Origin of the sequence: Selenomonas ruminantium AC2024 (genome assembly GCF_000687995.1) — a bacterium.
In the GTDB taxonomy this organism is placed as follows: domain Bacteria; phylum Bacillota; class Negativicutes; order Selenomonadales; family Selenomonadaceae; genus Selenomonas_A; species Selenomonas_A ruminantium_B.
In genome coordinates this window covers 2,622,388-2,634,968 of record NZ_JIAC01000001.1, presented here as the reverse complement: position 1 = coordinate 2,634,968, position 12,581 = coordinate 2,622,388, and the positions used below count along the sequence as shown (strand labels likewise).

Sequence of the window (12,581 nt, the reverse complement as noted above, 5' to 3'; positions counted from 1 at the left end):
AGAGAGGCTAAGGAGGACGTATTTAATGTTTGAAAACAATGCAATCTGTAAGTTACTGAACATAAAGTACCCGATTTTCCAAGGCGGCATGGCTTGGATTGGTACGGCTGAACTGGCTTCGGCAGTATCCAATGCCGGCGGTCTCGGCATTATTGGTGCCGGCCATATGCCACCAGATGTTCTGCGGGCAGAGATTCAGAAGTGCAAGGGTTGGACGGATAAGCCCTTCGGCGTGAACATCATGCTGATGAGCCCCTTTGTTAAGGAAGTAATGCAGGTTGTTATCGATGAAAGAGTTCCGGTCATCACGACTGGTGCTGGTAACCCTGGCGAATACATGCCGGCACTTAAGGAAATCGGTACCAAGGTTATTCCGGTAGTAGCTTCCGTTGCTCTGGCTAAGCGTCTGGTTCGTGCTGGTGCTGATGCCGTTATCGCCGAAGGTACGGAATCTGGCGGTCATATCGGTGAAATTACGACCATGGCCCTGCTGCCGCAGGTTGTGGATGCTGTTGATGTACCGGTAATCGGTGCTGGCGGTATCGGTGATTCCCGTGGTATGGCAGCAGCTTTTGCACTCGGCGCACAGGCTGTACAGATGGGTTCCCGCTTTGTACTCAGTGAGGAGTGCATTGCGCATGAGAACTACAAGAAGCTGGTACTCAAGGCCAAAGACCGTTCCACGGTTGTTACGGGTAAGAGCCTGGGCCATCCGGCACGTATTATCGCCAACAAACTCTCCCGCAAGTACGAGGAGATGGAGGCAGCCGGTGCATCTGCTGAAGAACTGGAAAAGTTGGGCGCAGGCACGCTGCACCTCGCTACGCACAAAGGTGATGTGGAAAATGGTTCCGTCATGATTGGCGAGATTTCCGGTATGCTCAGCGATATTAAGCCCGTAAAACAGATTATTGAAGACATTGTTGGCGGTTTGCCAAATGTTATAGATTCTATTCAGGGGAATTGCAAGTAATTAATTGGGGGTTATATTCTTGAATAAATTAGCATTTGTATTCCCAGGTCAGGGTGCTCAGGCCGTAGGCATGGGCAAGGACTTCTGTGAGCAGTATGAAGTAGCGAAGAAGCTCTTTAAGGAAGCGGATGAAGCACTGGGCTATTCCATTAAGGACATGTGCTTTGAAGGTCCGGCAGAGGATTTGAAGCTGACGGCGAACACGCAGCCGGCAATCCTCACCATGAGCGTAATTGCCAATGAAATTTTGAAGGAACATGGCGTTCAGCCGGATGTTGTTGGCGGTCACAGCCTGGGCGAATATTCCGCTCTCGTTGCTGCTGATGTCATGAACTTCCAGGATGCAGTGTTGCTCGTGCATAAGCGCGGTCAGTTTATGCAGGAAGCTGTACCTGTTGGTCAGGGCGGCATGGCAGCCATCATCGGCCTTTCCGATGAAGTAATCGTGGATGCTTGCGCCAAGGCTACGGAAAAAGCTGGCGAAGTGCAGGCTGTTAACTTCAACTGCCCCGGCCAGACGGTTATCGCCGGTACTACTGCAGGCGTTGAAGCTGCTGTGGAAATGCTTAAAGAAGCTGGTGCCAAGAAGGCAGTTATCCTGCCGGTATCCGCTCCGTTCCATTCCACTCTGATGAAACCTGCAGCTGTGAAGCTGGCTGCTGAACTTGACAAGGTTGACATCCGCGATGCGAAGATTCCCGTAGTTTCCAACTACACGGGCAAGCTTGAAGAAAGCGCTGCTGATATCAAGGCTAACCTCGTGGCTCAGGCAGACCATCCGGTTAAGTGGATTGACTGCGTGAAGACCATGCAGGAATTCGGCGCTGATACCTTCGTAGAAGCTGGCCCAGGCAAGACGCTCTGCGGCTTCAACCGTCGTATCGACAAGAGCCTTACCAGCATGAACGTGGAAAATATCGAATCCCTGCAAAAAACTCTTGACTATTTCAAGGAGGTTCGCTAATATGCTTTTAGACGGAAAAGTTGCCCTCGTTACGGGTGCTTCCCGAGGCATTGGCCGGGCCATTGCCTTGAAGCTGGCCGCTGAAGGCGCCAAGGTTGCCATCAACTATGCAGGCAACACGGCCAAGGCTGAAGAAGTCAAGGCGGAAATTGAGAAGAATGGCGGCGAGGCCATTCTCGTGCAGGCTGACGTGGCAGACAGCACCGCTGTTGAAGCCATGGTAAATGCCACGGTAGAAGCTTTCGGCCAGATTGATATTCTGGTAAACAATGCCGGTATCACGCGTGATGGTCTCATGATGCGCATGAAGGATGAGGATTTCGACGCAGTAATCAATACGAACCTCAAGGGCGTGTTCTACTGCACGAAGCTTGTTTCCAAGCTCATGATGAAGAAGCGCAGCGGCCGTATCATCAATATGGCTTCTGTCGTTGGCCTCATGGGTAACGCAGGTCAGACCAACTACGCAGCTGCCAAGGCTGGCGTAATTGGGTTCTCCAAATCCGCAGCTAAGGAATTGGCGGCTCGCGGCATTACGGTGAACATGGTAGCACCGGGCTTTATTGACACGGATATGACGGCAGCCATGACGGACAAGGCAAAGGAAATGACGCTGACGGGGATTCCCTTGAACCGCATGGGTACGCCGGAAGATGTGGCAAACGCTGTAGCGTTCCTGGTATCGGATAATGCATCCTATATCACCGGCCAGGTCATCAATGTAGACGGTGGCATGGTAATGTGATATAACTATATAGGACATCAATTTAAGGAGGTGAAACTTCATGACTTTTGATAAAGTAAGAGATATCGTTGTTGAGCAGTTAGGTGTTGAGGCTGACGAGGTTGCCCTCGAGTCCACTTTCATCGATGACCTGGGAGCTGACTCCCTGGATATTGTTGAGCTGATCATGGCTTTCGAAGAAGAATTCAACATTGAAATTCCGGACGAAGCTGCTGAGAAGATCAAGAGCGTTCAGGACGTAGTTACCTACATAGACCAGAACAAATAAGTTTGAGCGTCTTACCTGTTTGAAAATCCCGTGAAACTTGTTTTCGCGGGATTTTTCAAGGTAGGTAAGCTTGATTGGAGGAGTAACATTGAAACTTCCAGAGCTGAAAATAGGCAATAAAGTCGCCCGCATTCCTATCCAACAGGGCGGTATGGCGATTCGCTTGTCCACAGCCCGTCTGGCGGCAGCAGTTGCCAATGAGGGCGGTATCGGCCTCATTGCGGCATCGGGCATGAGCCATGACGAACTGCGTTATGAAATCCGGCTCGCACGTTCGCTTACGTCTGGTATCATCGGTATCAATATCATGGTAGCAGCTAACGACTTTGCCGAAGTGGTGAAGGTGGCTATTGATGAAGGCATCGACCTTGTGGTAGCCGGAGCTGGTTTTTCCCGTGATATGTTTGCACTGGGGAAGGAATCCGGAACGCCGATCGTTCCTATCGTTTCTTCCGTTAAATTAGCTAAAATTTCAGAGCGTCTTGGCGCAGCCGCTATCGTGCTGGAAGGCAAGGAAGCTGGCGGCCATCTGGGAACCGATACTTCGGTGCGTGACCTCATCGCTGATGTCAGCTCCGCTGTAAAGATTCCTGTGATTGCAGCTGGTGGTGCACTTCATGGCCAGGACATCGTTGATTTTATAAAGCTGGGCGCAGCTGGCGTTCAGATGGGTTCCCGGTTCGCAGCCTGCGAGGAAAGCAATGCGGCACCGGCCCTCAAAGAATATTATCTGAAATCCAAACCGGAGGATATTGTGGTTATCCATAGCCCTGTCGGCCTGCCAGGCCGTGCTGTACGCACGCCGTTCTCGGCCAGAGTTATGGAAGGTCCTGTACCTCCGACGCAGTGTGATGCCTGCCTGAAGGCGTGCAAGCACAATTTCTGCATCATTCGTGCCCTGACCCGGGCACAGCAGGGCGATGTGGAAACAGGTCTGGTCTTTACGGGCGAATATATGCCGCGTATCGACAAGATTATGACCGTGCATGAAATTTTCGAGCAGCTTGTAGCAGAAGCCGAAGCTGCCAACTGACATCGCTATATATAATGAGAGGAGTTATTCGTTTTGAGTAATCGCGTAGTTATCACTGGTGTAGGTGCCATTACCCCGATCGGTACGGGCAAGGATGAATTCTGGAAAGGCCTGATGGAAGGCCGCAACGGTATTGATAAGATCAGCCGTTTCGACGCTTCTGAATTCACGGCGCAGATTGCTGGTGAAGTTAAGGACTTTGACCCGACCCAGTACATTGACAAGAAAGAATCCAAGCGTATGGACCGTTACACGCAGTTTGCTGTAGCAGCTGCAGATCTCGCCATCAAAGATGCCGGCCTGGATCTTGAAAAGGAAAATCTGGACCGCGTTGGTACCTTCATCGGTACGGGTATCGGTGGTATCGAAACCATGCATAGCCAGTATGAGAAGTTCTTTGCCAAAGGACCTTCCCGCATCAGCCCGTTCTTCGTGCCGATGATGATTGCGAACATGGCTGCTGGTCAGGTGGCTATCACCTACAAGCTCCATGGTCCGTCCAGCTGCACGGTTACGGCTTGCGCTACGGGTTCCAACTGCATCGGTGATGCTTTCCGTGTAATTCAGCGCGGTGATGCCGATGTAATGGTAGCTGGTGGTACGGAAGCTGCTGTTTCCGAAGCTGCTGTAGCAGGTTTTGCTGCTATGAAGGCACTCTGCATGGATCACAACGATGACCCGCAGCATGCTTCCCGTCCGTTCGACAAGAACCGCAGCGGTTTCGTTATGGGCGAAGGCGCAGGCCTCGTAATCCTCGAAAGCCTCGACCATGCAAAAGCTCGCGGTGCACATATCTACGCTGAAGTAGTCGGCTATGGTGCAAACTCCGATGCTTACCACATGACGAGCCCGGCACCCCATGGTGAATTCCAGGCTAAGTGCATGCAGCTGGCTCTTGATGATGCCGGCATGAAGGCTGAAGAAGTTGACTATGTAAATGCACATGGTACTTCCACGCACCTCAACGACCAGGGCGAAACCGAAGCCATCAAGGCTGTATGGGGCGAAGCAGCAAAGAATGTTTCCGTTTCCTCCATTAAGTCCATGACGGGCCATATGCTCGGTGCTGCCGGTGGTGTTGAAGCAATCGCTACGGCTATGGCTATCGAAAACGATATGCTTCCGCCGACCATCAACTACGAAACTCCGGACGAAGGCCTCGACCTCGACTATGTGCCCAACAAGGCCAAAGCTAAGACGGTTCGTGCCGCTATGTCCAACTCCTTCGGTTTCGGCGGCCACAATGCCTGCCTGCTGCTGAAGAAGTACGCAGAATAAGAGGTTAACGGGCGATGGGAGATACATTAACGGCTAAACGCAAGGGAGAGCTTTTGGAGCTTTCGGCACGTTTGGGTGTGGAGTTTAAGGACTTAACCCTGCTGCATAAGGCTTTGATACATTCTTCCTATGCCAATGAAGCCAAAGAAAAAAACATCGTCCATAATGAACGTCTCGAATTTTTGGGAGATGCGGTGCTGGAGCTTGCCTCCAGCACCTATCTTTATATGCAGTTCCCGCAGATGCCCGAAGGTCAGCTGACCAAGACCAGAGCCAGCATTGTCTGCTCCACCAGCCTTGCGGAACTTGCGCGGACGCTTCATTTGGGCGATTACCTGCTGCTCGGGCACGGCGAAGAAATGAGCGGCGGCCGCGACCGCCAGACCAATTTGGAAGACGTGTTCGAAGCGGTAATCGGTGCTATTTATCTGGACCAGGGCTGGGAAGTTGCCAAGGATTATGTCACTCGTCAGCTTATGCCTCTGTTCAAACAGGTGGAGCAGGGAGGTATCCTCAAGGATTACAAGACCATCCTGCAGGAAGTGGTCTATCAGGAAGCCCAGCAGACGGTCAGTTATGAACTGGTGAGTACATCCGGCCCCGACCATGACAAGACCTTTACCTTTCATGTCAAAATTACCGGCAAGGTTATGGGCACCGGCACCGGCAGGAGCAAAAAAGAGGCCGAACAAAAAGCTGCGAAGGAAGCGTTGGCAAAGATAGCACCAACGAGGTAAGCAGTAAAGCCTTCCCCTTGAAAGGAAGGCTTGGAGGAGGAGATTTTTATGCGAAAGTTGGTTATCCTCGGCACTGGCTTTGCCATGGCCACGAAATGCTTTAACACTTGTTTCTTTCTGGAATTGGAGGACGGCAGTCTGTTCCTGACCGATGCCGGCGGTGGCAATGGCATTCTGCGCCAGCTCGAAGTCACGAAGTTTGACTACAATAAATGCCATCATATGTTCGTAACCCATGGCCATACCGACCATGTACTTGGTGTGGTCTGGATTATCCGCAAGGTGGCTGACCTCATGAACAAAGGCAAATTCGAGGGCCAGTTCCATATCTACTGCCATGATGTAGTTAAGGATATGCTCGAAAAGATGTCGGCTATGACGCTCAAGAAAAAAGACTTTGCGCGGGTGGGCACGGATATCCTGCTTCATGAAGTGACAGACGGCCAGCGTGTTGACCTGCCACAGTTCTGCATGACGGCTTTTGATATCATGTCCACCAAGGCCAAGCAGTTCGGCTATGAACTCAAGTTTGCCGATGGCTTAAAGTTCACCTGTCTGGGCGATGAACCTTACAACGAACACGCCCGGCAGTATGCGGAAAAAGCTGATTGGCTACTGGCCGAAGCCTTCTGTCAGTACAAGGACCGGGATGTGTTCAAACCCTACGAGAAAAATCACAGCACGGTCAAAGAAGCCAGCGAACTGGCTGAAGAACTGGGCGTGAAGAATCTCGTGCTCTACCATACGGAGGACAAGCACATTGCCACGCGCAAGGCGGATTACACCGCTGAAGCTAAGGAATATTATCACGGCAATATCTTCGTGCCGGATGATTTGGATGTAATCGAAATCTAAAATTGCAGTTCGACCATACGAGCTTAAACGCAATCTGTTACAGCTCAGTTTGGGCGGAGGTGGTAATACTTTTCGCCGTTGCACTGAATGACCCACAAGTAAATGTATGGACTTTTAGCTACCTGCGCCGGGCAAGACCGGCGGCGCGTATGTTCATCCTAGTTTTTAGTCAGTGCCGTTTGTGGGCCAGTCCTCACTGCGTTCGGACAGTCGTTCCACGGCGAAAAGCATCACCACCTCCCCCTAAGTGATGTCCGTACAAACCGTCATTTTCGCAGCGATAAGCAGCAAGTACATCGATGTTCTTGTTACGGGAGTAACGAGTTCGTGGCAATAGTATAGTTTGTGGCTTGGGGCGAACGAGGAGTGATTTTTCTGTAGGGAGCGACTGCCTGAACGAAGTGAAGGCCGGCCCCTATAGAAATCAGCTAAGCAAATATGCTGAAAGCAGCGCCGTTGGCTTGCCCGGCGCAGGTAACTGGACATCCCTCTTTTGCGAGGGGGTCGTTTAGCGGAAAACAGAAAAATCACTCCTCGTTCACCCCTCAACTTCGTATGAACGGGATATCTTTACCACGAACTAACAAACTGCAATTTAATAGAAGCCCGCTGACGTTTTTGTTCAGCGGGCTTTTGGGGTTCTTATGCAAACATTTTGTTAATCAGTTCATAGTAGCGGCGCAGGATGGTGGCCAGTTCCTGGCGTTCATCCCGTGTTAAATTCTGGGCGTGGCTTTCAAAGCGCTGGCGGAACTGTTCCATATGTTCTTCGAGCAGTTTCTTGCCCTTGCGGCTGATGGTAATGACCAGGCGGCGCCGGTCAACTGGGTCTGGTTCCTTGCTTACATAACCTGCACTGACCAGCTTGTCGATGATGTTGGTCATCTGTTGCTTGGAGATATTGAGCTGGCGGCTGATATCCGTAATCGTCAGTCCCTGCGTGTCCATGAGAACACACAATACGCCGAACTGATTGAGGGGCAGCGGCACCTGTGTCTGTCTGCCGAAATTATTATGCAAGAGCACCATGATTTCCACAAATTGCTGGGATAAACTGGGTGATACTTGGGCTTCCATGATATGACTCCTTTATTCCTTGACTTTTACATGAATATAATATACTATAGATAACACAAATAGTAAACATTTATTTACTATTCCTTTGGGAATAAGAAATGAATTGTTGTCATAAACATGGGAGGGGAGCAGTGCGCTCTTTTCTTTGTGTTTAGGCTAAAAAAGGAGGTTCATAAATTGTTTTTGTCCAAAAACAAGAAGACTAAAGCATTGCTGATTGGCCTGTCCTTGGCTGTTTCTGCAAGCTTTGTGGTGGCAGGCTGTGGCAATAAACAGCAGCAGGCTCAGACGCAGGGCGCACAGGTCAAGGCCATGCAGGTTATCCAGCAGGACACGCCGCTGACCAGTGAGTTTGCCGGCCAGATTATTGGCAAGGACGAAGTAAAGGTTCAGTCCAAGGTCTCCGGCAATGTGGTAGAAAAATATGTAAAAGGCGGTCAGTGGGTGGAAGCAGGCCAGCCGCTTTACCGCATCGATGACCGTCAGTATAAGTCCGCTGTATGGCAGGCACAGGCTAACTTTGCCCAGTCGCAGGCCACGCTGAGCAATGCCCAGAATGATTTGGGCCGTTATGAACAGCTGGTCGCTTCCAATGCCATTTCCCGTCAGACTTACGACAATCAGCTCTCCACGGTGAACGCTTATCAGGCAGCAGCAGATGCGGCTCATGCGCAGCTCATAAAGGCACAGCAGGATTTGGCCGATACCACGATTTATGCTCCGATGAGCGGTCAGCTGGCCGTCGATGATGTGGCTGTGGGAACTTTTGCTACGGCGGGTACGACTGCGCTGGTAACGATTGGTTCCTCTAATCCGGTGTATGCGAAGTTCAACGTGTCCGAAACGGATTACATTACCTATATGAATGCCATCATGCAGGGTGGCAATCAGGTTAAACCGATTGTGAACATCACCCTGACGGATGGCACGGAATATCCGCTGGAAGGCGAAATTGTCGAACAGGACAGAGCCCTTTCCGACAGCACGGGTACGCTGACATTTAAGGCACTCTTTGACAATCCGAACGGCATGCTGATGCCGGGCATGTTCGCCCGCGTGCGCCTGTCCGGCCAGACGATTCCAAATGCCATCCTCGTACCGCAGCGTGCGGTTCAGCAGCTTCTGGGCAAATCCTTTGTCATGGTTGTAAATGGCGATGGCAAGTCGGAAGCACGCCCGGTGACCTTGGGCAACAAGGTAGGCAGCTACTATATTATTAAGGATGGTCTGACTACTGCTGATGTAGTCGTGGTAGAAGGTCTGTCCAACCTGCAGGAAGGAGTGCCTCTTAACGTTACGATGGTAACGGCTGATGATATGGGCTTCTCGCTGATTACGGATACGAGCAAGTTCGACTCCAATAAAGTAGCAGGTTCTTCAACGAAATAAGGAGGCGGCGATTTGTCTAAGTTTTTTATTCACCGCCCGATATTTGCCATTGTTATCTCGATTATCATCGTGATTGTCGGTATTTTGGCCGCCTTCCAGCTGCCAATTGCCCAGTATCCGCAGATTTCGCCACCGACGGTTTCCGTTGGTACCAGCTATACCGGTGCCAGCGCCTCCGTTATCAACGATACGGTGGCTCAGATAATCGAGCAGCAGGTCAATGGTACTCAGGGTATGGATTATATGAGTTCCAACTCGGACGACAGCGGCCGTTACAGCCTGTCTGTAGTCTTTGAGACGGGAACGGATGGCGATATGGACTCCGTAAAGGTGCAGAACAATGTCGCCATTGCCAACGCCAGCCTGCCTTCCGATGTACAGCAGGTCGGTGTTACGACCAAAAAATCGTCTAACGACATGGCCTACATGCTGTCCCTTTATTCTCCGGACGGCACTTATGACCGTGCCTACATGAAAAACTACGCCGATATTTATCTGCTCGATGAACTCAAGCGTGTATCCGGCGTCGGTGATGTGCAGATTTTCGGTTCTGACTACGCCATGCGCGTCTGGCTCAATCCGGACAAGCTGGCCGAGCTCAAGCTGACCGTTGCCGATGTAACCTCGTCCATTAAGGAACAGAACGTGCAGGCTCCGGCCGGTACGGTCGGCGCTATGCCGGTAAACAATGGTCAGGAAAAGCAGTACACGGGTAAGATTTCCGGCCGCCTGGTAACGGCTGAGGAATTCGGTAATATTGTGCTGCGTTCCGATAAAGGTAAATTTGTCCGCCTGAAGGACGTAGCCCGTGTGGAAACCGGGGAAAAATCCAGTGCGATTATCTCCAAGTTCAACGGCTATCCTTCCGTTGGTTTCGGTATCAACCTGACCAGTGATGCCAACGCCATGCAGACGGTAGCCGGTGTGCGTGAAGTGCTTGAAAAAGCTAAGCCGACCCTGCCGCCGAAACTTGAAATGGCGCAGATTTTCGACTCCACGAACTATATCAACGCTTCCATCAAGGAAGTAGTGGAAACCTTCGTCGAAGCCCTGCTGCTGGTGGTGCTGGTTATCTTCCTGTTCCTCCAGAGCTGGCGTGCAACGCTGATTCCGCTGTTGGCTGTGCCGGTATCCCTTATCGGTACTCTAGCGGCGTTTGTGGTGCTAGGGTTCTCCATTAACACACTGACCCTTTTCGCCATGGTATTGGCTATCGGCCTTGTCGTCGATGATGCTATCGTCGTAATCGAAAACGTCGAAAAGCACATGGAAGAAGGCTTGACGCCGATTGATGCCACCGAGCGTGCCATGGCCGAAGTGCAGGGCCCGGTTGTGGCTATCGCCTTCGTTCTAGCCGCCGTGTTCGTCCCGGTTGCTTTCTTAGGCGGCATGACGGGTATCCTTTACCGTCAGTTCGCTTTGACCATTGCGGTGTCCATGGCGCTTTCCGCCTTTGTGGCTCTGACGCTGACACCGGCGCTCTGTGCTATGATTCTGAAGCGTCATGAAGCCAAGGATGATGAAGGTGTTCTCGGTCAGTTCTTCGTGAAGTTCAACAACTGGTTTGAACGCACGAAGCGTGGTTATATGGGCATTGTGGCTAAGTTTATCCGCCGCACCCGCCTGGCTATACTCTTTATGGTCATTGTGTGCATCATTTCCGGTGCACTTTACAAGGTCCTTCCGTCCACCTTCGTTCCGGACGAAGACCAGGGCTATCTCTTTGCGGTAGTACAGCTGCCGGAAGGTACATCCATGAATGTCACCCAGCAGTCCATCGACAAGGTGGCTGCGGCAGCTAAAGACGTCAAGGGTGTAGAAAATGTCATGGCCATCACGGGCTTTGATATCTTGGGCGGCGGCGCTAAGCCGAGTGCCGGCCTTGTGGTTTTGGGCATGAAGGACTGGTCACAGCGTCCCGGCGGTGATGAATCCGTTGGGGCAGCGGTTGGTGCTATGTTCGGCATCGGGGCAAAACTGGCACCGGAAGCTACGGTTATCGCCATGAACCCGCCGGCTCTGCCTGGTTTGGGTGCAGTAGGCGGCTGGAGCCTGCAGCTGCAGGATATGTCCGGTCATACCGATGAAGAATTGGCTGATATCACGGGCAAAATCGTGGCCGCAGCCAACCAGCGTCCGGAACTTAAGGGCGTGCGTACGACCTTTAAGATGACGGCACCGACCTATGAATACGATATTGACCGTGAAAAGGTCAAGCAGTTGGGCGTCAAGATGTCTGATGTGTTCACGGCTATGCAGGTGAACTTCGGTGGTGCCCAGGTCAACGACTTCAACCAGTTCGGCCGTACCTACAAGGTTATGCTGCAGTCGGATGTAAGCTACCGCAGTGAAGCCGAAGGCATGAAGTTTGTGTATGTGGAATCCTCCAATAACACGATGGTGCCGCTCGATACGCTCTTAAAACCGCGTGTAAGTTCCGGCCCGACGTCGATTTCCCGTTTCAACGGTGCACGCGCCATCAACATTCAGGGTAATGCCGGTGAAGGTTATTCCTCCGGTCAGGCCATGGCAGCCATCAAAGAAGTGGTTGAGCAGAATGCGCCCAACGGCTTCAACATCGAATGGTCCGGCCAGAGCCGTGAGGAAGCTAAGGCAACCAGCTCCACCTTCCAGGTGCTGGCACTTGCACTGGTATTCGTATTCCTGTGCCTGGCAGCACTTTATGAAAGCTGGAGTGTTCCGTTCGCCGTCCTACTGACGGTGCCGACTGGTATTATGGGTGCTCTTATCTCCGAGTATGGCCTGTCCATGCTGGAAGGGATGTTCGGCATTCAGAATGCTGGCCTGCAGAACAGCGTTTACATGCAGATTGGTATCATCATGATTATCGGTCTGGCAGCCAAGAACGCTATTCTGATTGTAGAGTTCGCCAAGGTTCGTGTGGACAGAGGCATGGAGCCGGTCAAGGCCGCTATTGAAGCAGCCGGCCTGCGTCTGCGTCCTATCCTCATGACATCCTTTGCGTTCATCATCGGCTGCCTGCCGCTGGCTGTGGCCAGTGGTGCCGGTGCGGCTGCCCGTAATGGTATGGGCGTGGCCGTTGTCGGTGGTATGCTCTTTGCAACCGCTCTCGGTATCTTCCTGATTCCGGTGTTCTTCGTAGCCATGGAATGGATTGCCGCGAAGCTCGGTATGTTTAAGCAGCAGAAGAAGAAAACTTCCGCCGATTACATGTAAATATGATTTTTCTAACCGCGTACAGTATGGTGCGCGGTTATTTTTTTGCAGGGAAATGAGATAG

General features: G+C 51.8%; 11 protein-coding genes. 10 read left to right on the top strand and 1 reads right to left on the bottom strand.

What is annotated here, in order from left to right:
- The first annotated feature begins 25 nt into the window (after positions 1-25).
- The 8 genes from fabK to P157_RS0112445 all read left to right on the top strand — a co-directional run bounded on the left by fabK (position 26) and on the right by P157_RS0112445 (position 6,853).
- Positions 26-973: an enoyl-[acyl-carrier-protein] reductase FabK gene (fabK, locus tag P157_RS0112480; RefSeq protein WP_026761285.1), complete on the top strand. Its 948-nt coding sequence runs from the start codon at positions 26-28 to the stop codon at positions 971-973.
- 19 nt (positions 974-992) lie between these two features.
- Entirely contained in the window at positions 993-1,937 is a 945-nt protein-coding gene (gene fabD / locus P157_RS0112475) for an ACP S-malonyltransferase (RefSeq protein WP_026761284.1), read from the top strand.
- Between the two features lies 1 nt (position 1,938).
- The gene (fabG, locus tag P157_RS0112470) at positions 1,939-2,682 is read left to right on the top strand and encodes a 3-oxoacyl-[acyl-carrier-protein] reductase (RefSeq protein WP_026761283.1); all 744 of its coding nucleotides are present in this window, start codon (positions 1,939-1,941) and stop codon (positions 2,680-2,682) included.
- Positions 2,683-2,722: 40 nt separating this feature from the next.
- Complete coding sequence (locus tag P157_RS0112465; RefSeq protein WP_014423880.1) at positions 2,723-2,950, top strand: acyl carrier protein; 228 nt, start codon at positions 2,723-2,725, stop codon at positions 2,948-2,950.
- Between the two features lie 88 nt (positions 2,951-3,038).
- Complete coding sequence (locus P157_RS0112460) at positions 3,039-3,983, top strand: NAD(P)H-dependent flavin oxidoreductase (RefSeq protein WP_026761282.1); 945 nt, start codon at positions 3,039-3,041, stop codon at positions 3,981-3,983.
- 33 nt (positions 3,984-4,016) lie between these two features.
- The gene (fabF, locus tag P157_RS0112455) at positions 4,017-5,261 is read left to right on the top strand and encodes a beta-ketoacyl-ACP synthase II (protein WP_026761281.1); all 1,245 of its coding nucleotides are present in this window, start codon (positions 4,017-4,019) and stop codon (positions 5,259-5,261) included.
- Positions 5,262-5,275: 14 nt separating this feature from the next.
- Positions 5,276-5,998: a ribonuclease III gene (gene rnc / locus P157_RS0112450; protein WP_026761280.1), complete on the top strand. Its 723-nt coding sequence runs from the start codon at positions 5,276-5,278 to the stop codon at positions 5,996-5,998.
- Between the two features lie 48 nt (positions 5,999-6,046).
- Positions 6,047-6,853 carry an MBL fold metallo-hydrolase gene (locus tag P157_RS0112445; RefSeq protein ID WP_037368370.1) on the top strand — a complete coding sequence of 269 codons (807 nt, stop codon included), beginning with the start codon at positions 6,047-6,049 and terminating at the stop codon, positions 6,851-6,853.
- A gap of 642 nt (positions 6,854-7,495) precedes the next feature.
- Here the strand turns inward: P157_RS0112445 and P157_RS14620 are convergent.
- Positions 7,496-7,930: a MarR family winged helix-turn-helix transcriptional regulator gene (locus P157_RS14620; RefSeq protein WP_051598629.1), complete on the bottom strand. Its 435-nt coding sequence runs from the start codon at positions 7,928-7,930 to the stop codon at positions 7,496-7,498.
- Between the two features lie 183 nt (positions 7,931-8,113).
- Between P157_RS14620 and P157_RS0112435 the strand changes: the two genes are divergently transcribed.
- Together P157_RS0112435 and P157_RS0112430 are read left to right on the top strand one after the other, a co-directional pair.
- Positions 8,114-9,319, top strand: coding sequence for an efflux RND transporter periplasmic adaptor subunit (locus P157_RS0112435; protein ID WP_230578511.1), 1,206 nt, complete (start codon positions 8,114-8,116; stop codon positions 9,317-9,319).
- A 12-nt stretch (positions 9,320-9,331) separates the two neighbouring features.
- A complete protein-coding gene (locus P157_RS0112430; RefSeq protein WP_026761277.1) occupies positions 9,332-12,517 on the top strand; it encodes an efflux RND transporter permease subunit in 3,186 nt (1,061 codons plus the stop codon).
- Positions 12,518-12,581 lie beyond the last annotated feature (64 nt).

Bases quoted from the DNA above. Each gene is read 5' to 3' on its own strand.
- P157_RS0112465 (WP_014423880.1), top strand. From the start codon at position 2,723: ATGACTTTTGATAAAGTAAGAGATATCGTTGTTGAGCAGTTAGGTGTT.
- P157_RS0112445 (WP_037368370.1), top strand. From the start codon at position 6,047: ATGCGAAAGTTGGTTATCCTCGGCACTGGCTTTGCCATGGCCACGAAA.
- rnc (WP_026761280.1), top strand. From the start codon at position 5,276: ATGGGAGATACATTAACGGCTAAACGCAAGGGAGAGCTTTTGGAGCTT.
- fabG (WP_026761283.1), top strand. From the start codon at position 1,939: ATGCTTTTAGACGGAAAAGTTGCCCTCGTTACGGGTGCTTCCCGAGGC.
- P157_RS14620 (WP_051598629.1), bottom strand. From the start codon at position 7,930: ATGGAAGCCCAAGTATCACCCAGTTTATCCCAGCAATTTGTGGAAATC.
- fabK (WP_026761285.1), top strand. From the start codon at position 26: ATGTTTGAAAACAATGCAATCTGTAAGTTACTGAACATAAAGTACCCG.